The organism is Streptosporangium sp. 'caverna', assembly GCF_003203775.1.
GTDB classification, from domain to species: Bacteria; Actinomycetota; Actinomycetes; order Streptosporangiales; family Streptosporangiaceae; genus Streptosporangium; species Streptosporangium subroseum.
The window spans coordinates 9499139-9520185 of the sequence record NZ_CP029711.1 but is presented as its reverse complement, the minus strand read 5'-3'; the positions used below and the strand labels follow the sequence as shown (position 1 = coordinate 9520185).

Sequence of the window (21047 nt, the reverse complement as noted above, 5' to 3'; positions counted from 1 at the left end):
CATGGGGGAAGCTTGGGCAAGTGACCCTTATCGCGCGAATTGCCCGCTCCCCGGGAGCGCTCGCCGCACTGGCGTTCGTGTTCGTCCTCTGGAGGATCGGCATCCCGTCCTTCTGGCGGGACGAGTCGGTGAGCGTGATGGCGGCGACCATGTCGTTCGACGAGCTGTGGAAGCTGCTCGACAAGATCGACGCCGTGCACGCGCTCTACTATCTGCTGCTCCGGCCGTTCGCGGCCTTCGACGGGGAGCTCGCGGCCCGGCTGCCCTCGGCGCTCGCGGTCGCCGGGGCGACGTTCGGGATCGTGGCCATCGGGCGGAGGGTGGCCACGCCGCAGGTGGGCATGTTCGCCGGGCTGGTCTACGCGGTGCTGCCCATGGTCAGCCGCTACGGCCAGGAGGCGCGGAGCTACGCCCTGGTCAGCGCGGTGGCGGTCGCGGCCACCTGGGTCCTGCTCGGTGAGCGGCGGTCACGGTATCTCGGGTACGGCCTGCTGATCGCCCTGCTCGGCTGGTTCCACCTCTACGCGCTGCTCCTGGTGCCCGCCCACGCCGTCACGATCCTCCTGCGCAAACGCTCGGAGATCGTCCCGTGGCTGGCCTCGATGGTCGGGGCGGGAGTGCTGCTCGTGCCCCTCGCGCTCATCGCGTCGGGGCAGCGCGACGAGCAGCTCTTCTGGCTCAAGGTCCCCGGCCTGGCCGATCTGGGAACCTTCGGGGTGGAGCTCGCGGGCGGCCCGAAGGCGTGGGACGCCACGTCCCTGCCGATGCTGTTCCTCGGCCTGCTGCTCGTCCTCGCCCTGCTCGGAACCTGGTGGGCGCTCCGGGCCGGTGCGCGTTCCCGCACGAGCGCGGGCACCGGCGCGGGGACGCCGCCGGGAACGGGTCCGAGGGCCGGTGCGGACGCGGTGCCGGGGAGGAGCCCGAGCGCCGGTGTGGACGCGTTGCCGGGGGCGGGTCCGAGGACCGGTGTGGAGGTGCTGCCGGAGCGGGGTCCGAGCGCCGGTGCGAGCGGACCGGCGGGGACGGGGCCCGGAGGAGCGCTCCTGGCCTCGGTGACGCTCCCGTGGTTGATCCTCCCGGTGGCGCTGTCGTTCGCGATCTCCCAGGTCTACCCGATCTACAACGCGCGTTACGTCTTCTTCGTGATCCCCGCCCTCGCCCTCCTGGCCGGAGCGGGTCTGGCGGCGGCGCGCCGTACTCCCGTGGGCCTGGCCGTCTTCACGGCCCTGGCCGTGCTCTCGGCGAGCGCCCACCTGGCCATCCGCGAGCCCGACGCCCGCCCCGACGACCTGCGCACCCTCGCGGCGGTGCTGAGCGCCGAGCAGCGGCCGGGAGACGCGGTGCTCTACGTGCCGGTGAAATACCGGCTGTTCGTCGCCGTGTACGGCGAGCCGTACGGCAAGCTGGTGGAGCCCGGCGCCCGCTCCACCCGGGTGTGGCTGGTCTCGCCCCGCCTGCGCGGCACCACGTGGGAGGACGATCCGAGGCTCAAGGAGCTGAAAAAGGAGTTTCGCGGAGGGCGCACCCGGGCGTTCGGGGCGGTCCGTCTCACCCTGTACACCAGGTCACGGATATCCTCGAACGCCTGACATCCTCCCCACGGCCGGAGCCTGGGGTTGCCCGGGACCGAAACCCGGGTCTCCACACAGAAGGAACTCGATGACCGATCGGCGCCTGATGCTCGTGCACGCGCACCCCGACGACGAGACGATCGGCAGCGGAGCCACCATGGCCAAATACGCCGCGGAGGGGGCCCACGTCGTGCTCGTCACCTGCACGCTCGGCGAGGAGGGGGAGGTCATCCCCCCGGAGCTGGCGCATCTGACCGCCGACCGGGACGACACCCTGGGCAAGCACCGCGTCGGCGAGCTCGCCGACGCCTGCGAGGCACTCGGCGTCGCCGACCATCGTTTCCTGGGCGGTCCCGGCCGCTGGCGCGACTCCGGGATGATGGGCGTCGCCTCCAACGACCGCGACACCGCCTTCTGGCGGGCCGACCTGGACGAGGCCGCGGGGGAGCTGGTGAAGATCATCCGCGAGGTGCGGCCCCAGGTTCTCGTCACCTATGACGAGAACGGCTTCTACGGCCACCCGGACCACATCCAGGCCCACCGCGTCTCCTGGCGGGCCTTCGAGCTGGCCGCCGATCCGGCGTTCGGCGAGGGCGAGCCGTGGCGGATCGCCAAGTTCTACTTCACGGCCATGCCCACGTCGGTGATGCGCGGGGCCGAGGAGGCGCTGCGCGAGAGGGAGGTCGGCTTTTTCGTCGAGGAGGTCGGCGACCTGCCGTTCGGCTGCGCGGACCAGGACGTCACCACCGAGATCGACGGCCGCGCCCACATCGGTGAGAAGTTCGGCGCGATGCGGGCGCACGCCACCCAGATCAGGGTGGACCCGCCGTGGTTCGCCCTGTCCAACAACGCCGGCCAGCAGACGTTCGGGGTGGAGCACTTCATCCTTCGCGCCGGGGTTCGGGGGCCCGCCGCTCCGGGAGCGCCGATCGAGGTGGGAGGCCTCGGCGAGCCCTATGACCGCGAAGACGACCTCTTCGCGGGGATCGACTAGCCTCGGTGCTTGTGACGGAGCAGGTCCCGGTGGCGGAGAAACCTTCAGTGACGACGGCGGTCACCGCCGCGGCGTACGCCGTGCTTGTCATGCTCGGACTCCTGATGGGCGTCCTCGGCGGATTCCAGCACTCGTGGTACATCTGGCCCGTCCCGGTCTCGGCCATCGGCTGGGTCGCCGCGCTGTTCGCGGTCTGTTACGGCGCGGGCCGGATGATGGGTGGGAAGCTGGCCGCCCTGGCGCCCGCGGCGGGGTGGATGGTCATCACGATGATCTGGCTCGCCAACCGCCCGGAGGGCGATGTGATCATCGCCAATGACCTCTCCGGTTACGTCTACCTCTACGGCGGCCTGGCCGGGATCCTGGCGGGCGTGCTGCTCTCGCCCTCCGCGGGCGGCGAGTCCTGGCTGCTCACCAAGCACTCGTACGGTCGCCGCCCCGTCGAACCGCATTCACCGTAGTCGCGTGGAGCGGCCCGGCCCGTAGTCGCGTGGAGCGGGCCCGGTCGGTGCGAAGTCGGAGCGGGTGGGCCGGACCGCTGGCGCACGGTGACCGGAGGAGCGCACAATTTGCGGTATGCGGCGGTTGCATCGGGTGCGGCGGACCCTCAACTACGCGAACCTGTCCACGCCACTGGGGCTGCTGGTGGCGCGCCTCGGCCACGCCCGGGTGACGGCGGGACCCGACGGGTTGATCCTGGCGTACGGTTACCGCTTCCGGTTCCCGATCGCCAGGGCGTTCACCGTCGGCAACGTGGTGCTGACCAAGTACGAGGAGGGCTTTCTCACCGGGAGCCTGCTCAGGCACGAGGATCGGCACGCCTCCCAGTACATGCTCTGCGTGGGCCTGCCGATGCTGCTGCTCTATCTCGTCGCGACGGCCGCCTCCATGCTGATCTGCTGGGACCGGGCCGCATGGAACGTCTTCGAGCGGCTGGCGAACCTGGAGGACGGAAACTACTCCCGTAAGTCGCCGTGGTGGCGCCGGGCGAGGAGAACCCCCCGGTAGGGAGGCGGCGATCACCGGCCCCGCCCGGTGGTCGTCCACATCGACCGAGCCCTCCGGCGGGGCCGGCGCCACGTCCTAACATGGCGACCGTGTCTCCTCGCGAACTCGTCATCCTCGGCACCTCGAGCGCGGTGCCCACCCGCAACCGCAATCAGAACGGATATCTGCTGCTCTGGGACGGAGCCGGTTTCCTGTTCGACCCGGGTGAGGGCACGCAGCGGCAGATGACCCACGCGAGGGTCAGCGCCGGCGACATCACCTGGATCTGCGTCACGCACCTGCACGGGGACCACTGTCTCGGCGTGCCGGGAGTCGTCCAGCGGATCTCTCGCGACGGCGTCGGGCATCGGATCGGGGCCGCCTATCCGCTGAGCGGGCAGGCCTACTGGCGGCGGCTGCGCCACGCCACCGTCTTCCACGACACCGCCGACATCGTCGAGCACCCGCTCGACGGCGAGGTGGTGCGCCTGCCCGCCGGGCCCGTCACCCTCACCGCGCGCCCGCTCTCCCATCCCGTCCCCGCGTACGGCTACCGCCTCGACGAACCGGACGGGCGCCAGATGATCCCCGAGCGTCTGCGCGCCCGCGGCGTCCACGGGCCGCTCATCAGCGAACTCCAGCGCGAAGGAACGGTCACCGTCGAAGGCGCCACCGTCACCCTTGAGGAGTGCAGCCGCCCGCGTCCCGGGCAGAGCGCCGCGTTTGTCATGGACACCCGGCTGTGCGACAACGCCTTCGCGCTCGCCGAAGGCGTCGACCTGCTCGTCATCGAGTCGACGTTCCTGGCCGCCGAGGCCAGGCTCGCCGAGGAGTACGGTCACCTCACCGCCGGCCAGGCCGCCCGGGTCGCGGCCGAGTCGGGTGTGCGCCGCCTGGTGCTCACCCACTTCTCCGAGCGCTACGACGCCGACGACGAGCAGAGGTTCCTCGACGAGGCCCACTCCCACTTCCCGGGGGAGGTCGTCGTCGCCCGTGACCTCACCCGGGTCGCCGTTCCCAGGCGGCGGTCCGACCAGGGCGCGTGACCTTCCACCGCCACGCCGTGAACGAACGCCGGCCCTCCCGCACCGCCACCGCGTGAACGAACGTCTCCGTGACCCTCGCTCACCGTGGCGGTGCGACCCGCACTCTCACGGGGTGAGGATCAGGGTGTGGGCGGCCGCCTTTTTGATCGACTCCTCGCGGGCGAGCATCGGGGTGGTCTTCCCGCTCGCCCAGAGCGGCGCCTGGTCCCAGTAGTTGTCGTGGAAGGCATGGCCGGAGGCGCCGGTCAGGTTGATCCACTGGGACTTGTCCAGGTCCGCGAGGTCCACGATCATGCGCATGGACGGCAGCGAGGTCACCGTGTAGTCCTGCTGGGGGTCCCAGCTCGTGGCGTTGACCGCGTCCTTGCTGCCCCCCACCGGGAACGGACCCCGGTTGAACAGCCACTCGACCGGGGCGATCCCCGAGGTGCCGAAACTCTGGTTGACGAGCTTCAGCGAGTGCAGGTCGCCCCAGCGCCAGGCCTTGACGTCCGGTCCGAGACGAGCGCTCAGCTCGTCGTAGGCCGCGGCCATGGCCCGGCGCAGCATGTCGTCGCGGGTCTCCTTGATCGAGGTTCGCGTGTCGTCCCAGAACGCGTCGTCGCTTCTGTCCAGCATGGCGCGGACCACCTCGAACCAGCGGCCGCCGCCGCCGGGCCAGGCGCTTTCCGGCAGGTCGTCGTTGAACGTCTCGATGAGCAGGTGCCGCCAGACGGCGTTGAAGTACGCCGCCGGACCCGACTCCGCGTCCTGGGAGTAGTCCCAGCCGTCCAGAAGCTTGCGGGCGTCCTCGGAGGGTCCGGCAACCTTGACGTCCATCAGCTTGGGCACCAGGAAGGGGGCGAAGCCGTTCCGGGTGTCCTGCTGCACGTCGCTCATCGTCGCGGCGTCCACCTTGCCCTTCTTCAGCGCCTCCTGGAGACGGTCCAGGATGCGCTGGGAGCGGTCGCCGTAGGACCAGTCCTTGGTGAGCATGTGCGGGTAGCGCTCGGGATCGATGACCGCGTTGTTGGCGGTCACGATGTAGCCCTCCGGCGGGTTGTAGACGCTGGGCAGCTCGTCGAAGGGGATCGTGGACTGCCAGGAGTATTCGCCGGTCCAGCCCGGCACCGGCCAGGTGCCGTCGCCCCGGGTCCGGACCGGGATCTTGCCGGGGGACTGGTAGCCGATGTTGCCCTCGGTGTCGGCGTAGATCAGGTTCTGCGCGGGCACGTCGAACTTGCTCGCCGCCGCCCGGAACTGCTGCCAGTCCTGCGCGGTGTCGAGCGCGAAGATCGCGTCGACGGTGCTGCCCGGGTCCAGCGCCGTCCACTTGAGCGCCACCGCGTCGGCCTCCGCGTTGAAGATCTTGGCCGTGCCCGGCAGCGTGTCCTTCACGTCCGACATGACGTCGGAGATGATCGGCCCGTGCATGGTCTCGCGGACCTTGAGCTCGACCGGCTCATGCCCGGCCACCTTGATGGTCTCGATCCTGGTGACGAGCGGCTTCCAGTTGCCCATGAACAGGAAGGAGTCGTCCCTCAACCGCTCCAGGTACAGGTCGGTGACGTCGGGGGCGAGGTTGGTGAAACCCCAGGAGATCTTGTCGTTGTGGCCGATGATCACACCTGGCACACCGGAGAAGGTGAACCCGGTGACGTCGAACGGGCACTTGGCGCTCTTCGTACGGCAGTGCAGCCCGGTCTGGTACCAGACCGAGGGCATGCCGGCCGACAGGTGAGGGTCGTTGGCGAGCAGGGGCTTGCCCGACGTGGTGTGCTTGCCGCTGACCACCCACGAGTTCGAGCCGATGCCGCTGCCGTCCTCGGAGTCGCCCATCAGGCTCGGCACCACGCGCATGGCCTCGGCCGCCCTGGTCAACGCGCCCACGGTCACGCCGGTGTCCGTCTCCGCGCTCGCATTCGTACCGGTACCCGTTCCCGTGTCGGTACCCGTACCCGTACCCGTACCCGTACCCGTTCCCGTGTCGGTACCCGTACCCCTGCCCGTACCTGTTCCCGTGCCCGCATCCGTCCCGGTGCCGGTCCCGGTCCCCGTTCCTGTGCCGGTTCCCGTTCCCGTTCCCGTTCCGAGTCTCGTGCCGGTGCCGGTTCCCGTGTCCGCGACGGTCTTCACCGGCTCCTTGGACTGGTCGAATCCACGCTCGGTGACCGACCCTCGGGTGACGATCGGCTGGCGGGTGTCGAAGGGGTATCCGGGCCAGAGCTGCTCCACCCGGCCGCGCGGCAGCTTGCTCGCCGCGAGCGCCCTGCCGATCTCGTCCTCCATGTTGGAGCGCAGGTCCCAGGCCATGGCCTTGAGCCAGGCGATCGAGTCGACCGGGGTCCACGGCTCGGGCTCGTAACCGGCGGCGGTGAACTGCAGGATCGCGTATTCGAGGCTCTTGCCCGCGAAGCCCTTGTTCTGCCCCATCCACGCGTTGACGCCCTTGGCGTAGGCGTCCAGGTAGAGCCGGGTCTGCTCGCTGAGCAGAGGCAGCTCCTCCTCGGCCACCTGCCGCCAGCCCATGGTGCGGATGACCTTGTCCTCGGGCAGCGTCGCCGAGCCGAACATCTCCGACAACCGGCCGGCCGTCACATGGCGGCGGAAGTCCATCTCAAAGAACCGGTCCTGCGCGTGCACGTAACCCTGGGCGATGAACAGGTCGTTGGGGGAGTCCGCATAGATATGTGGGATTCCTGTTTTGTCGCGGTAGACGGTGACTTTTCCCGTCAGGCCGGCCACCTTGAGCTCACCCCCGAGCTGGGGAAAGGATGCCCGTACGGTCCAGATGCCGGCTCCCGCGAGGATCAGTCCGAATACCACCAAGACGGTGACCATTCGAGAGAGCCACTTGAGCGGTCGGGGCATCCAGGCATACGGACGGAACCTCACAAAAACCTCCTACACGACATGTCCCAGCAAGTTTGGCAGCACCTCCGGGGCCCCGACACCGTACTCGCATTCGCCGAAATGCGACGTATGGGGCTCCCTGTCGCTGACCTGGTCGATGCCGCTGGGCACGGCGCGCGTCCGGCTCAGACGATCTTTTCCGCCGAGGGGATCGGGCCGATTCCCCAGCGGTGAGCGACGCGGTCCCCGGGGGCCAGCCGGATGACGTCCTCGCCGGTGCGGAAGGCGTTCGGCGGGCAGCTCATCGGCTCCACCGCGAGCCCCCTGCGGCGATACTCGTCGGGGAGGGTGTCGCCGGTGTAGAGCTGGAGCCAGTTGATCCCGTCGCCCGCCCACAGCTCGACCCCGCCGGTTCCGTCCGCGGCGCGGAGGCTGACCCGCAGCAGCCCGTCGGCGCCGCGCTCCAGCCCGGTGAACGCGGTGTCGAGCTCCAGTTCACCGATCGGGCGGGCGGTCCGGAAGTCGTACTCGGTCCCCTCGACACCCCGGCGGCCGGTGGGAATCTTCCGGTCGTTCACCGTGAGCCACTGGGCGGCGGGAAGTTCCAGAACGGCGTCGTCGAGGGTGCCGAGGGCGAGATAGGGGTGGGCGCCGAAACCGTACGGCGCGACGGTGTCGCCGACGTTCTCCGCGGCCACCTCGACCTCCAGGCCGGAGGCGCTCAACGCGTACAGGATGGAGAGGTCGAGGATGTGCGGGTAACCGGTCTGGGGGAACAGCCGCAGGCCGAGCCTGATGGAGGCGGCGTCGTGGGAGAGGACCTGCCAGGAATGAGACCGGGAGAAGCCGTGGATCGCGTTGCCGGTCTTGGGCTCGGTCAGCGCGAGCTGCCTGTCCTCGCCGTCGAACGTGTAGCGGCCGTCCTCGATCCGGTTCGGCCAGGGAAGCAGCGGCAGCCCCGCCCCGCCGACCGGGGACAGGTCCTCGGGATAGTCGACGACAAGCGGCCGGCCGTTCAGGGTGAGGCTCCTGAGACCGGCTCCGAGCTCGGTGAGGATCGCCTGGAAACCGTCGGCGGCGATGGTGTGCTGAGCCCCGGTGGGTGCGATGTTCTTCATTGGGTCATTGAACACCTGTGAACATCTGTGAACACCTGTGGTCTCCGTGTTCGGGCCGTGCCGGGGCTCCACCTCGGCGACGCGGGAATCTCGGTCACCTGGCGAGGGCCCGCCGCCGAATTGGGCATATCCGGAAAATCGGATAGACCTGGAGAGGATCATCGACGGAAGAGGAGGCCTCATGAGCAACCTGTACGAGCTTCCCGCCGACCTGCCCGTCCCCGAGGACGACGGAGCGGCGGACCACCTCCCGGGCCGCCGGGCGCCCCATGTCGAGCTGCTCGGTACGGCGGGTGAGCCGGTCGCCCTCGACGCGCTGGGCTCAGGCCGTTCAGTGATCTACATCTATCCGCTGACCGGCCGTCCGGGCGGCGACCTGCCGCAAGGATGGAACGACATCCCCGGAGCTCGCGGCTGCACCACCGAGGCCTGCGACTTCCGTGACCACCACGGGGAGCTGGCCGCCGCCGGTGCGGTCCGGGTGTTCGGTCTGTCCAGCCAGGACGACGAATACCAGCGAGAGGTCGTCGAGCGCCTCCACCTGCCGTTCGCGATGCTCTCCGACCCCGGACTGCGCCTGGCCGGCGAGCTGGACCTGCCGACGTTCGAGGCGGACGGGATGACACTCTACAAACGGCTCACGCTGATCATCCGTGACGGGGTGATCGAGCACGTCTTCTACCCGGTCTTCCCGCCGAACGAGCACGCCCGGCAGGTCCTGGCCTGGCTGCGGGCTAATCCGGCTGACCGCTGACCGCCATGAGCGCGAGCGAGGTCAACCGATGGAGGTGCTTTCCGACTCCCAACCGGCCGGCGTCGCGATGACCGGACCTCCAGGGCGGAGGCCCCGTCCTTCAGAGGGGGGAGGACGTCAAAGGGAGGTCTCCAGGACCACGGACCGCATGGCGAAGCCGTTGCGCTCGTAGAAGCGCACTGCTCCCTCGTTGCCGGCGTATGCCGTCACTCCGGCGTACTGCGCCCCGTGGCGACGGGCCCACGCCTTGAACTCCTCCACCAGATTGACGCCGATCTTCTGGCCGCGGTAGGCGGGCCGCACGTAGATGCTGCCCAGCGTCGCCACCAGGAGCGGCCGCATCAGGCTGGGGCCGGACAGCGAGCCGGTCAGGTGGCCGATGATCTGGTCGCCGTCCTCGGCGACCATCACCAGGCGGTCCGGGTCGCTCAATGCCTTCGTGAACCGGGCCAGACCGTGCTCCGTGGGCCAGTTCAGGTTCAGGGTGAGGTCGTGGGCTCCGGCGTCCTCGGTGAACAGCGCGGAACTGCAGGCCACTACTCCTCCCAGGTCCGCAACCGTGGCAGGCCGTACGACAACGCCGCTCTCGCTCATGATCGGGACGCTATCGGCCGCCACCGACATTAGACGCGATCTGCTACTACGACCTGCGGAAACATGACCATTTCATGCTGGATCGACAAGGTCACCGCCGCCCGTCCGTCTCCGGCGCCGACAAGGGAAACCCGGTCGAATCCGGCCCCGGGGCGGCCCCGCCCTTCGAGCCGGTTTCGGAAGATCGGCCGGGTCCGGCCCGCCGTCCCGGCCGGCCCCGGAAGGCCGGCCGGGTCTGGTTCTCGTCCGGGCCGGCTCCGGAAGATCGGCCGGGTCCGCCGTCCGGGTCAGTCCCAGAAGGCCGACCAGGTCTGGCCCTCGGGGGTGTCGGCGACCTTCACGCCGAGCGCGGCCAGCTCGTCGCGGAGGCGGTCGGCGGCGGGCCAGTCCTTGGCCTCGCGCGCCCGCTCGCGCTGTTCCAGCAGTTCGGCGGCGCCCGCGGGAAGGGTCCTGGACCTGCCGATGTCGAGGGAGAGGTCCAGGCCGAGGATCTGGTCGAGATGGAGGAAGGCCTCGAGCCGGGATCCGGGGGCGGTCGAGTCGTCGCGTTCCAGCTCGCGGAGGAGGCGAAGGGCCAGGGGGGTGTCGAGGTCGTCGTCGAAGGCGGCCTCGATCAGGGAGACCTGGTCGGCGGGCATCGGACGGCTGGGGAACTCCGACCACTCGGCGACGCGGGAGCGCCAGCGCCGCAGGGTCTTGTCGGCGGCCCGCAGGGTGTCCCAGGTGAGGTTCATCTGCTGGCGGTAGCGATGTTCCATGAACGCCAGCCGTACGGCCAGCGGATCCAGGCCCTCGTCCACCACGTCCCGGAGCAGGACCACGTTGCCGGTGGACTTGGACATCTTGCGCCCGTCGAAGAGCAGGTGCTCGCCGTGGACCCAGTGCTTCACCACCTCGTGCCCGGCGGCGGAGTCGGACTGGGCGCGTTCGTCCTCGTGATGCGGGAAGCGCAGGTCGATCCCGCCGGTGTGCAGGTCGATGTGCTCGCCGAGGAACTTCAGCGCCATCGCCGAGCACTCGATGTGCCAGCCGGGGAAGCCCCGGCCCCACGGGGTCTCCCAGGTCAGCTCCCGGTCCGAGGGCTTCCACAGGGCCCAGTCGGCGTGGAACCGCTTGCGGGGGTCGACGCCCTCGGTGCGGTGGCCGGGCCTCAGCTGGTCGAGCCGGTTGCCCGAGATCTCGCCGTAGGTCGGGAAGGAGGCGGCGTCGAAGAAGACCGATCCGTCGGGGACCGCGTAGGCGTGTCCCTTCCCGATCAGCTTGGCGATCAGCTCGATCGTCGTGTCCATCGTCTCGCTGGCCCGGGGGGAGTGCTCGGGCGGGCGCATGTTGAGCGCGGCCGCGTCCGCGAGGAAGGCGTCCTCGTAGAACCGCGCGATCTCCAGCGCGGTGCGCCCCTCGGTCCGTGCCTGGGCCAGGACCTTGTCCTCACCGGCCGGGTCGAGCTCGGTGTCGTCCACCAGGTGCCCGACGTCGGTGATGTTGCGGCAGACGACCACCCGGACCCGCTGCCGCTCACTGACCCGTCTGATCAGGTCCGACAGCAGATACGACCGGAGGTTGCCCACGTGGGCGTACCTGTAGACGGTCGGGCCGCAGGTATACATCCGCAGCGACCGGGCCCCGTCGGGGACGATCTGTTGAACCTGGCGATTCCGCGTGTCATACAGGCGCAGCATGTCCCGAGCCTATTCGCCCCGGGCGGTTCTCCTCGGGCGACGCCTCAGGTTCTTTCGGGCGCGCCTCCGCTTCTCCCGGGGCGGTTCTTTCTCGGGCGGCGCCCCCGGTTCTTTCGAGCGTGCCCCCGGCTCTCCCAGGGCGGCGCCCTCCGGTTCCTTCGACCGTGCCCTCAGGTTTTTCCGGAGCGGTTCGTTCTTGGACGGTTCCCTCTGGCTTCTTTCGGGCGTGCCTCGGTTTTCCCGGGGCGGTTCTTTCTTGGGCGGTGACCCCGGTTCTCCTCAGGCGGCGCCCGCCGGCTCTCCCGTGGGCGCTTCTCTTCAGGCGGGACCCTCCAGGAAGACGAGGATCTCCCGGTCTCCGCGATCGCGGAGACGGGCGATGACCTCCTCGCGGGTGCAGCCGTCGGACAGGCCGATCCGGGCGCCGATCAGGCGGACGCCCTCGGCCTCCGAGGCGACGGGGGCGGTGTACCCGATCAGGTGCAGGGCCCGGTTCAGGGCGGGGATGGCCGGGGACGCGGCGGGAAGGTAGCGGGTCAGCAGCTCGCCGCCGTCGGACACGGTCAGGAAGACGTGGTCCCCCTCGGCGGCGTTGGCGGCGATCAGGACCGGGCGGATGGAGCCCATGGTCGGCTGGTTGTGCCAGCTGATCACCACGTCGCCGGAGGGGGTGGAGGCGGTCAGCTGCCCGCCGGGGGCCATGCCGAGATGCGCCGCGAAGCCGGTCGGCAGGGGAGAGCCCGAGCCGCGCAGGTGCTCGGCGTTGACGTCCACCCGGTGCCACCAGCGCCCGTCGCGACTGCGGAAGCAGCGGCGGGTCGACGCGACGTCGCGGCGCGGGTGGTAGTCGGCCTGCTCGGCGCCGGCCACCCGGATCCATCCGCGCTGGGTGCGCTCGAAGCCGGGCCCGCCCGCGTAGGCGCGGACCGAGCTCTCGCTCACGTCGTAGCGGGCGGTCAGGTTGGTGACGATCGTGTTGACCGACGCCTCGCCGCTGGACCGTTCGATCTCCCGGACGATCATCTCCCGGATGCCCAGATACTGCTCGCCGCCCCAGCGCGACAGCCCGTACTTGTTCCGGTCGACCCGCAGGAACCGGTCGTCGGCGGTGAGCTGGTTGCGGATGCCGACGAGGCTGTAGTCCTCGCCGATGCGCTCCTGGATCTCCTCGGGGGTCAGCGGGCTCCCGGCCACCGCGAGCACGGCCTGGGCCTTGTCGTTGACGCTGCGGGGCCACGGCACCACGTGGTCCTCCAGCACCCTCAGCTGGGGTACGGCGATCAGCCACCGCTCGGCCACGTCCTCGCGGATGCCGAGCTGGCTGACCATCGTGACGGCCTCGTCCAGGGGGCGCGGCCCGTCGGTGAACAGCTGCCGGGTCTTCTCCCTGAGCTCGTCGGCGCCGCCGGCGACCAGCCAGCCGTCCACCTGGTCGTAGCCGCTCAGCAGGGTCCGTACGAACCGCCAGGAGGGGATGCCCAGCGTGGCCAGCTCGGTGCGGTGCCACGGCACCGCCGCGGCCAGGTCGTCGGCCGGTACGGCGGAGCCCAGCCGGCCCCGCAGCCAGGAGACGTGGGCGATCAGCGGTGCCGCGTCCTCACCCGTCAGCCAGGCCTCGACGTGGTCGCGCAGGTCGCGCTCGATCTGCCGGATGCGCTCCCTGGTGACCGAGAACCGCTGCGCCAGGTCGTCGAGCGTGGCCCGCTGGGAGGCGTAGAGCCGGTCCCTGGCGATCGCCCGCTGCCGTTCGTCCAACGTGCCGAAGAGCTCGTCGATCAACTCGGGCAAAGGCCGGTCGGGACGGGAGGGGCGCACCTTGGCGACGCTCTCCTCGGTGACCGGTTCAAGGAGTCGTTCCAGTACGCCGGTGAACAGTTTGTGCACCATCTCGCGGCCGAGCCCCTCGGGCGTACGGACGCTCGAAGCCGGGTCGGCGAACCTGAGTACGGGGAGGACGTCGCCGAGCATCAGATGTCCCCAACATGTCAGGGCAAGATCGGTCAGACGTCCGGCGACCTCGGAGGTCCCGATGGTGGTGCAGGCCCGGTCGAGCGGAAGCGCCTGCCACCACGCCTCAGGGAGACGGGGGTCGGTTGCGATCGGCGCTACCTGGCCGGGGGAGGTCCAGCGCAGGGGTGGCGCGATGTCGCTCAGGCTGAGGTTCATTGAGGTCCAACCGGCAAAGGGGAATATATCCGCAGTTCAGAGTATGTGATCAGGTGGGAAGGAAGGGACTGGCTCGCCCGGAGTGGGACACATAAAGTAGTTCTCTGGCTCGGGTGCAGGCCACATAGAGCAGCCCGCGCTCGCGCTGGAGGTCGTGTGCCCTCGCCGCCGGGTCCTCCCCGACGGGGGTGAGCGCGTCGGGGTCGGGCACGATCCCGTCCGTCACGCCGATGACGGCGACACGCCGGAACTCCAGGCCTTTCATACCGTGCAACGTCGTCACCCGTACTCCCAGCTCGCGAAGAGCGGCTCGGGCATTGCGCACGAGGCCGGCGGTCCTTGCGGCGACCGCTATCTCCTGGGGCGGCACGCCGTCCCGCACCCACTGTCCCACTTGTGCGATCAGACCCGTCAGTTCGCCCTCCGGTGAATCGTAGGCACGGACCATCGGACGGGGCCCGTGTCGCATGGCGCGCAGGCCGTACAGCTCCTGCACGCCGCTCACGAGCCCGTCCGCGGGTCCGCCTCCGCGTAGTCGTACCCCCCAGGACAGGATCTCCTGCGGAAGCCGGTATGACACTTGAAGCCGTTGCTGAATCGCGTCGATCCCGACCGCGCTCAGGGTCACCCGCGTGTCGAAGATGCGCTGGTGCGGGTCGCCCACGATGAACAGGTCGTCGCGGGCGTGCGGCACCGCCGCGCGGAGCAGCCGCCACTGCGCGGGATGCAGGTCCTGCGCCTCGTCCACCACGATGTGCCGGTACGGTTCCCGCTTCGGCTCCGCCTCCTCGAGCAGGTCGCCGGTCGTCTGACCGAGCAGCACGGACGCCTCCGAGGCCAGCTGGAGCAGGGTCCGCTTGCCGCGTTCTCTCAGCTGCTCGGTGACGTGCTCGATGGCGTGCCAGACGGCGGTCCGCTCCTCGTCCGTGAGCTCGACGCTGCGGCCGGGGCGGGGCGCGCTCAGATACTCGTCCAGGGTCTGGAGGTTCTGGGCCAGCACCACCTGTTCCCACTCCCGCAGCAGGAACGCCGGGCTGTGACCGGTCTCGGTCTCCTCCCAGAGCGCGGTCAGCTCGGTGGCGCCGACCAGCGAGGGCGGCCGTCCCTCGGCCTCGGAGACGATGCGGTGGGCCAGCCGGTCCACGTTGCCGACCTCGATCCGTTTGCGGGTCACCTCGTCCTCGACCAGCAGATCGAGCCTGGCCGCGAGTTCGGAGCTCAGCCCCTGGGAGAAGGTGACCAGCAGGATCTGCCCGGTGCCGCGCCTGGCGAGGTAGGCGGACCTGTGCAGGGCGACGAGCGTCTTGCCGGTGCCCGCGCCGCCGGTGACCAGGGTCGGCTGCTGGTAGGACTCCCAGTAGGCCATCCGGTACTGCGGCGGGCGCAGGAACACGCACCAGCCCGGCGCGTCGAGCACGCGGTTCAGCTCGCGAGGGGAGTCGGTGAAGACGGCGCGATCCGGGCTGCGCCGGAGGGCTGCGCCGAAGTCCTCGAGGTTGATCGGCTCCGGGTCCGCGGCGAGGGGGCGGCAGTTCTCCAGCTCCCGCCAGGCCCCGGTCATCGACTCGCCCCTGGCCAGCGCGGCCAGCGGTTCGTACTGCGTCGGGGGCAGCAGCGGTTCGAGCGCCTCCAGGGTGAGCTGGTCGGTGATCTGCCGCACCAGCGGCAGGAACCTGCTGTCGACGCCCAGCTCGGCCAGGTCGGTGTCGCAGATGTCCGCGAACAGTCGTGTCCGGGACGCCTCGGCCGATCTGCGGACCGCGGGCCGTACCCGGTCCAGCGCCACGGCGTCCCACATCTCGACCACGCCCAGCGCGGTGTTGACCCCGAACCGGTGGCGCTGGGCGTAGGCCCACGCCTCGGCGTCGGGAAGCACGGTCAGCAGCCAGTAGACGTCCCGCTGCTTGACCACGACGCCCCGGTGCCGGTCGGCCAGCCTCAGCGTGGCGACCCGGGGGTCCCTGGCCCCCCTGACCCGCTCGGGGTGCGGCGCGCCCGCCACGTTCTGCAGGAACCGCCGCGCCGCGACAACGACGTCCCGGCGCACCGGCTGAGCCAGGGCGCTGAGTTCTACGGGGAACTCCGGGGAGATCGCGAGGCGGGGCATGGGGTCAGGCCAGGAGGGACAGTAGATCGCGGTCCCCGCGTTCTCGCAGCCGGATGAGAAGGTCGGGCAGGCCCACGGGCCCCGTCATGCCGACCCGGGTGGCGATGACCCGGCAGGCCTGCTCGTGGGTGCCGCCCGCCGCGGTGTAACCGACCAGCCGCAACGCGTGCGCGGTCGGATCCGCGTCCTTCGCCGCGGCCGGCAGGTGCCTGGCCCGGAGGACCCCCTCGTCGGACAGCGTCAGGAACAGGTGGCTTCCCTCCTTGGCACCCACATCGTCCAGGAGCGTCCTGAGCGATTCGAGGACGGGCCTGTCCTGCCAGCTCAGGGCGAGCTCGCCCACCGCGCTGTTGACCGTACGGCCGACGCCGGGCGACATCCCGAGGTAGGCGGCGAACCCGCTGGGCAGCGGGCACTCGGCGCCCTGGATGTGCTCGGGCGTGACGTCGATCCTGAGCCACCACCGCCCGTCCGGCTGCCGGAAGCAGCGCCGGGTCAGCGAGACGTCCTTGAGCGGGCGAAACGGCTCCTTGACCGGTCTCTCCTCCGGCTCCGGCTGCTCGGCGGGTCCGCTCGGAAGGTGCTCGGCCACGGCCGGAGGTCGTCCGGCGGGTTCGCCCGGAACGGGTTCGGCCGCCACGGCCGGGGGCAGTCCGGCGGATCCGTTCGAGAGGCGCTCGGTGGCCTTGGGCGCAGGCTTCCCCGCCGACAGGGCCGGGGGTTGCTTGGCCCCCCTGGGCGCGGGCTTGGCCGGGGCGGCCGAGCCGTTCGAACGCTGGGGCGGCCGCTCGCCGGCGCCGAGGATCCGGAGCTGGGGGACGTTCTCCAGCCACTCCTTGGACACCTCGGGGTGAATGCCCAGGGAGGAGACCATGTCGAGGGCCTTGTTGATGGTCAGCGGTGATTTGGCACTACTGATCATGTCGCGGGTGCGGTGGCGAAGCTCGGCGATGTCGCCCTCCACCAGCCACTCGTCGACCAGGTGGTAGTCCGGGAGGGTGGCCAGCACGAACTGCCAGGCCGGCACGTCGAGGGAGTGGAGCTCGCGGCTGTGCCAGTCGGCCGCGTTGATCAACCGCTCCCTGGGGGCGGCCTTGCCGATGACCTTCTTGACCCTGTCCAGATGGTCCCGGTAGGGCGCGGCCTCGTCCGAGGCGAGCCACTCCTTCAGCTCCCTGCGCAGGTCGGCCTCCAGGTCCTGGATGACCTCGGGTGGCACCGCGAAGAGATTGGCCAGCGCCTCCAGGGCCGCCGGGGCATCGCTGAACAGCCTGTTCTGCGCGACGGCCCAGCGCTTGTCCTCGATGTTCGCGAAGATGCCGTCCACCAACGCGTGGAGGTTCTCCACGGGCAGCCGGGCCTTGGGCACATCCCCCGCCGAGACCGCGTTCGCCTCGGCCTGTCGCTTCCGCGCCGGCTGCCGGGAAGCCTCGGCGGCCGACTTCGACTCCGGAGCGTCGAGCGCCCCGGCCTCCGGCTCAGGCTCGGCGGTGGCCTTGCCCGCGGGCTTGCCCGCGGTGGGCCCGGCCTCGGATGCCGGCGCGGCTCCGAGGACCGGTGCGGGGTCGGCGTCGAGGACGGGTACGGCTTCGGGCTCCGGCTTGGGCTCGGCGGCCTTCGCCGCGGATCCGAGGGCCGCCCCGGGCAGAGGCCCGGCCTTGCCCTTGGCCACGAAGACGGTCTCCGGCGCGGCGCTCGGCCTCGCCTCGGGGTGCTCCGCGTCGCCGGCCGCCGATGCGGAACCGGCTCCGGCGTCCGCGGTCTGTGGCTCCCGCGCGGGGGCGGCCTCGTGGAGTTCCGCGCCGGTCTCCGCCGCCACCGCGCGGGTCGCGGGGACGACGGCCGCGCGGGCTCCGAAGAGCGACTCCTCGGACTCCGGGGCCTCGGCTCTCCGGCCGAAGGCGACGGCGGACATCGGCGACGATGCGGGGGCGGGGGTGACCAGGCGGGCGAACGCGGCCGTGAACAGGGCGTTCAGCACGGGGAGCGGCTGGATGAAGGGCTGGTCGCGTAGGTCGTGACCGGTCAGGGCGAGCAGACCCGGCCAGGATCCGGTGCGGTCCAGGGCGATGGCCGTGCAGGGCTCGTCCGCCTCTTCGGGGTCCAGGACGTGCAGGGCGGGAAGGATGTCGCCCACCGAGGCCGCCGGCCAGTGCCGCAGGGCGATCTCGGAGAGGATCTCCGCAAGCCTCTCGGGGCCCAGCACGGCGAGCACCCGGGACATCGGCAGGCTCCGCCACCAGGCGTCCGGGAGATCCGGCTGGTCACGCAGAAGTGAGATCGTGGCCGCGTCGCTCCAGCGTAGCGGCGGCACGAGGTCACTCAGACTGAAGTTCATCCGTTCCCTTCACCAGCCCCTCAAGCCGCCCGAGTCACTCCACATCGCCGAGGAACGAGACTCATGGAACAGACCATAGTCTGGCAAATCGCCCTGGCGCATCGGGTCTGGTCAGCGGCGTACGGCTGCGAACCGGAGCCGTACGTAGTCAGCCATCCAACCGGTCTCCCGCCGCAGGGCGGGGGCGGCCAGTTCGTTCACCCGATGGAGCAGCGATTCGACCAGGTCGGCGGGCACGCCGCGGAGCAGTGACCCGGCGAACATCCGCACCCAGTCGGCCGCTCCGTTGGGGCATTCGTCGAGCGGGGTCGGCCGGTCGAAGTACTCCAGCAGCCGAACGGTGAACCCGCCCTTCTCCAGGCGCGTGGCGTACTCGGCGGGAGTGGGGAAGTACCAGGGCAGGCCGGGCTCTCGCAGCCCGTGCTCCCGCCACGCCGTGAAAAGCGCCGCCGTGAGCGCCGCGCAGTTGCCCGCGCCGCCCATCTCGGCCACGAACCGCCCGCCGGGGGTCAGCGCCTCGCGAACGCTGGCTATCACCGCGTCGGGCTCCTCGCCCATCCAGTGCAGGGCCGCGTTGGAGAAGACCGCGTCGTACGGCTGGGCGACCGTGAAGTCGCGGCCGTCGCCGGCGATGAAGTCCAGCCCCGGATACTGCGCCAGGGCCTTCTCGATCATCGCCTGCGATCCGTCGATCCCCAGGACGCGGGCGCCCCGGGAGGTGATCTCGGCTGTCAGCACCCCGGTGCCGCAGCCGAGATCCACGATGCGCTCCCCGGGTTGGGGGTCGAGCAATTCGACCAGAGGGGCGCCATGTGCTGAAACGTACCCAAAGCTGCTGTCATAGGCGCGAGCGTTCCACCTCATCAAGCTCGGGGTGTCGTATCGCAAGACGATCAGCTCACATTCTGAGACGCCAGGGTCTCTTATCGCTACTCTCCAGACACTTTAGAGCCTTAGAGAAGTCGCGACATATCAGTCCCCTCAGCCTCAGGCTTATCCGACCTTTTTCGCCCACTCGCGCTGGACGTACGCCTTGGCGGTATCGGTCTCGGGAATGGTGAGGAACACGGGTTTGGCGGTGGTGGCGGGGAGCTTGGCCGCGAGCTCTCCGTCCAGTGTGCCGCGCATCTGGAGGGCCTCCATCCTGGCGGGACGGGCGTAACCCTTGAGGAACAGGTTCTGGCCCTTGTCGGAGAAGAGGAACTCCTGCCACAGCCGGGCCGCGGCCGGGTGCGGGGCCTTCTTGTTGATGGCCTGGACGTAGTACGAGCCGAGCACGGCGTCGCCCGGGATCGTGACCTTCCACTCGCCGTTCTCGGCCGCCCGCTCGGCGTTCTGGTAGTCCCAGTCGATGACGGCCGTGGCCGTCTGTCCCTTGGCGGCGAGGTTCCCCGAGCTCTTCAGGCGCCCGAAGAACTCCACGCCCCGCTCCGCCCTGGCCTCGCCGCCCTTGAGCGAGGTCGCCATCACCGCGTTGAAGGCGGCGGCGGCCTGCCGGGGGTCGCCGGGCAGGGCGACGCTGTGGCCGGGCTTGAGCAGGTCGGCGAAGGAGGCCGGGGCCGGGATCTTGCGGGGGTCGTAGCCGATGGACATGTAGCCGCCGTATCCGGCGTACCAGCCCCCGCGGTAGTCCTTGAGGGTGTCGGGGATGTCCTGCCAGCTCTGGACCTTGTAGGGCGCGAAGGCGGCGGCGTTGGCCACGGCGACGTCCATGCTCAGGTCGAACACGTCGGGCTTGAGCGAGGCCGCGGCCTCGATCTCCCGCTGGCTGTTCGCCCCGGGCTCAAGCTGGTTGACCTTGATTCCGTATTCGTCGGAGAAGGCGTCGATGATCTCGCCGTAGTTCACCCAGTCGCGTGGCAGCGCGATCACGGTGAGCGAGCCCTCTTTTCTGGCCGTCTCGACGAGGCGTTCCATCGTCGAGAAGCCGGCCTTGAGGGAGGCGGCCTGGGGGTTGACCGGCGGAAGTTTGACGTCGTTGTTCTCGGTAGCCGGGGCGCTACATCCCGCGATCGTGGCGGTGAGTATCACGGCGGCGGCGGTGGCGCTGGTGCGTACGGTCACCAGTCGAATACTCCTGGCGACCATGTGGCAGGTCGAGGAGGCGCGGCGTTTTTTGGTGAATGGCTTACGTGCGAGCGGGATCCGGCTTATCCGCGGGGTCGTGGTGAGTCCGGAACGACCTTCGCCGCCGCGAGCGTGTCCTCGGCGATCTCGACGAGGGTGCCGTCGCGCTTGCGCACACCCAGTGCGCCGTCCCGCCAGAACTCGAGCGTGCCCACCGCGTCGCGAAACCCCTCGGGAACCCGTCGCCGCGTGGTAACTCTTTTGCCCACGTCAGATGGGGTTAGAGTGACATTCAGGCGAGCACTGAAGCCATGGGACATCGCCTTTTGCCCCCTCCCGTTTCCGACATCTGGCGGGCACGGCAATACTAGGGCGTAGCAACCCGCGGTCGAAGTCGTGCCTAGGTGCGTAAAGAAGAAGGAGCCCGAGGTGACCTACGTCATCGCGCAGCCTTGCGTGGACGTCCTGGATAAGGCGTGCATCGAGGAGTGCCCCGTCGATTGCATCTACGAGGGCGAACGCATGCTCTACATCCACCCTGACGAGTGTGTGGACTGCGGTGCGTGCGAACCTGTGTGTCCCGTTGAGGCGATCTTCTATGAAGATGATCTTCCGGAACAGTGGAAGGACTTCTACAAGGCCAACGTGGACTTCTTCGAGGACCTGGGGTCGCCCGGCGGCGCCTCCAAGGTCGGCAAGATCGAAAAGGACCACCCGGTCGTCGCGGCACTGCCCCCGCAGGCCGAGGGCAACTAAGAGCCTCTGCGGGCAGGGGCGGCGCACGGTGGCCGCCC

The 21047-nt window shown here is 70.1% G+C and carries 17 protein-coding genes; 7 read left to right on the top strand and 10 right to left on the bottom strand.

The genetic code is table 11. From position 1 onward, the window contains the following. Positions 1-20: 20 nt before the first annotated feature. The 5 genes from DKM19_RS40915 (at position 21) to DKM19_RS40895 (ending at position 4598) form a co-directional block, all read left to right on the top strand. A complete protein-coding gene (locus DKM19_RS40915; RefSeq protein ID WP_162642136.1) occupies positions 21-1589 on the top strand; it encodes a glycosyltransferase family 39 protein in 1569 nt (522 codons plus the stop codon). 70 nt (positions 1590-1659) lie between these two features. Beyond that, positions 1660-2565: an N-acetyl-1-D-myo-inositol-2-amino-2-deoxy-alpha-D-glucopyranoside deacetylase gene (gene mshB, locus DKM19_RS40910; RefSeq protein ID WP_110703580.1), complete on the top strand. Its 906-nt coding sequence runs from the start codon at positions 1660-1662 to the stop codon at positions 2563-2565. Between the two features lie 47 nt (positions 2566-2612). Next, the gene (locus tag DKM19_RS40905; RefSeq protein ID WP_110703578.1) at positions 2613-3026 is read left to right on the top strand and encodes a DUF6113 family protein; all 414 of its coding nucleotides are present in this window, start codon (positions 2613-2615) and stop codon (positions 3024-3026) included. Between the two features lie 115 nt (positions 3027-3141). Beyond that, positions 3142-3573, top strand: a complete 432-nt coding sequence (locus DKM19_RS40900) for a hypothetical protein (RefSeq protein WP_110703576.1) — start codon at positions 3142-3144, stop codon at positions 3571-3573. Between the two features lie 89 nt (positions 3574-3662). Further along, positions 3663-4598 (top strand): ribonuclease Z, encoded by a 936-nt coding sequence (locus DKM19_RS40895; protein ID WP_110706342.1) that lies wholly within the window; start codon positions 3663-3665, stop codon positions 4596-4598. Positions 4599-4703: 105 nt separating this feature from the next. On the opposite strand, the gene DKM19_RS40890 is transcribed toward DKM19_RS40895, so the two are convergent. Next, on the bottom strand, positions 4704-7448 hold the full coding sequence (locus DKM19_RS40890; protein ID WP_239514522.1) for a penicillin acylase family protein: 2745 nt from the start codon (positions 7446-7448) through the stop codon (positions 4704-4706). Positions 7449-7615: 167 nt separating this feature from the next. Further along, positions 7616-8548, bottom strand: coding sequence for an aldose 1-epimerase family protein (locus tag DKM19_RS40885; RefSeq protein ID WP_162642135.1), 933 nt, complete (start codon positions 8546-8548; stop codon positions 7616-7618). 181 nt (positions 8549-8729) lie between these two features. On the opposite strand from DKM19_RS40885, the gene DKM19_RS40880 reads away from it, so the two are divergent. After that, positions 8730-9302, top strand: coding sequence for a peroxiredoxin (locus DKM19_RS40880; RefSeq protein WP_110703570.1), 573 nt, complete (start codon positions 8730-8732; stop codon positions 9300-9302). Positions 9303-9419: 117 nt separating this feature from the next. Here the strand turns inward: DKM19_RS40880 and DKM19_RS40875 are convergent, their stop codons facing one another. The 8 genes from DKM19_RS40875 to DKM19_RS53140 form a co-directional block, all read right to left on the bottom strand. Continuing rightward, entirely contained in the window at positions 9420-9896 is a 477-nt protein-coding gene (locus DKM19_RS40875) for a GNAT family N-acetyltransferase (RefSeq protein WP_239513864.1), read from the bottom strand. 287 nt (positions 9897-10183) lie between these two features. Then, positions 10184-11575, bottom strand: a complete 1392-nt coding sequence (gene cysS / locus DKM19_RS40870; protein ID WP_110703566.1) for a cysteine--tRNA ligase — start codon at positions 11573-11575, stop codon at positions 10184-10186. A gap of 318 nt (positions 11576-11893) precedes the next feature. Further along, a complete protein-coding gene (locus DKM19_RS40865; RefSeq protein WP_110703564.1) occupies positions 11894-13741 on the bottom strand; it encodes a sigma factor-like helix-turn-helix DNA-binding protein in 1848 nt (615 codons plus the stop codon). Positions 13742-13790: 49 nt separating this feature from the next. Beyond that, positions 13791-15848 carry a UvrD-helicase domain-containing protein gene (locus DKM19_RS40860; RefSeq protein WP_110703562.1) on the bottom strand — a complete coding sequence of 686 codons (2058 nt, stop codon included), beginning with the start codon at positions 15846-15848 and terminating at the stop codon, positions 13791-13793. Positions 15849-15852: 4 nt separating this feature from the next. Further along, positions 15853-18186 (bottom strand): hypothetical protein, encoded by a 2334-nt coding sequence (locus tag DKM19_RS40855; RefSeq protein ID WP_110703559.1) that lies wholly within the window; start codon positions 18184-18186, stop codon positions 15853-15855. A 111-nt stretch (positions 18187-18297) separates the two neighbouring features. Then, positions 18298-19074: a methyltransferase domain-containing protein gene (locus tag DKM19_RS40850; RefSeq protein ID WP_110703557.1), complete on the bottom strand. Its 777-nt coding sequence runs from the start codon at positions 19072-19074 to the stop codon at positions 18298-18300. Positions 19075-19179: 105 nt separating this feature from the next. Further along, positions 19180-20250 (bottom strand): ABC transporter substrate-binding protein, encoded by a 1071-nt coding sequence (locus tag DKM19_RS40845; RefSeq protein WP_110703555.1) that lies wholly within the window; start codon positions 20248-20250, stop codon positions 19180-19182. An 86-nt stretch (positions 20251-20336) separates the two neighbouring features. Continuing rightward, on the bottom strand, positions 20337-20468 hold the full coding sequence (locus DKM19_RS53140) for a hypothetical protein (protein ID WP_369987106.1): 132 nt from the start codon (positions 20466-20468) through the stop codon (positions 20337-20339). 214 nt (positions 20469-20682) lie between these two features. Between DKM19_RS53140 and fdxA the strand changes: the two genes are divergently transcribed. Then, positions 20683-21009, top strand: coding sequence for a ferredoxin (gene fdxA / locus DKM19_RS40835; RefSeq protein WP_089211832.1), 327 nt, complete (start codon positions 20683-20685; stop codon positions 21007-21009). Positions 21010-21047 lie beyond the last annotated feature (38 nt).

Excerpts from the sequence above, each read along its gene's own strand:
- mshB (WP_110703580.1), top strand. The coding sequence starts at position 1,660 with ATGACCGATCGGCGCCTGATGCTCGTGCACGCGCACCCCGACGACGAG.
- DKM19_RS40900 (WP_110703576.1), top strand. The coding sequence starts at position 3,142 with ATGCGGCGGTTGCATCGGGTGCGGCGGACCCTCAACTACGCGAACCTG.
- DKM19_RS40890 (WP_239514522.1), bottom strand. The coding sequence starts at position 7,448 with ATGCCCCGACCGCTCAAGTGGCTCTCTCGAATGGTCACCGTCTTGGTG.
- DKM19_RS40885 (WP_162642135.1), bottom strand. The coding sequence starts at position 8,548 with ATGAAGAACATCGCACCCACCGGGGCTCAGCACACCATCGCCGCCGAC.
- DKM19_RS40880 (WP_110703570.1), top strand. The coding sequence starts at position 8,730 with ATGAGCAACCTGTACGAGCTTCCCGCCGACCTGCCCGTCCCCGAGGAC.
- DKM19_RS40875 (WP_239513864.1), bottom strand. The coding sequence starts at position 9,896 with ATGAGCGAGAGCGGCGTTGTCGTACGGCCTGCCACGGTTGCGGACCTG.
- cysS (WP_110703566.1), bottom strand. The coding sequence starts at position 11,575 with ATGCTGCGCCTGTATGACACGCGGAATCGCCAGGTTCAACAGATCGTC.
- DKM19_RS40865 (WP_110703564.1), bottom strand. The coding sequence starts at position 13,741 with ATGAACCTCAGCCTGAGCGACATCGCGCCACCCCTGCGCTGGACCTCC.
- DKM19_RS40860 (WP_110703562.1), bottom strand. The coding sequence starts at position 15,848 with ATGCCCCGCCTCGCGATCTCCCCGGAGTTCCCCGTAGAACTCAGCGCC.
- DKM19_RS40855 (WP_110703559.1), bottom strand. The coding sequence starts at position 18,186 with ATGAACTTCAGTCTGAGTGACCTCGTGCCGCCGCTACGCTGGAGCGAC.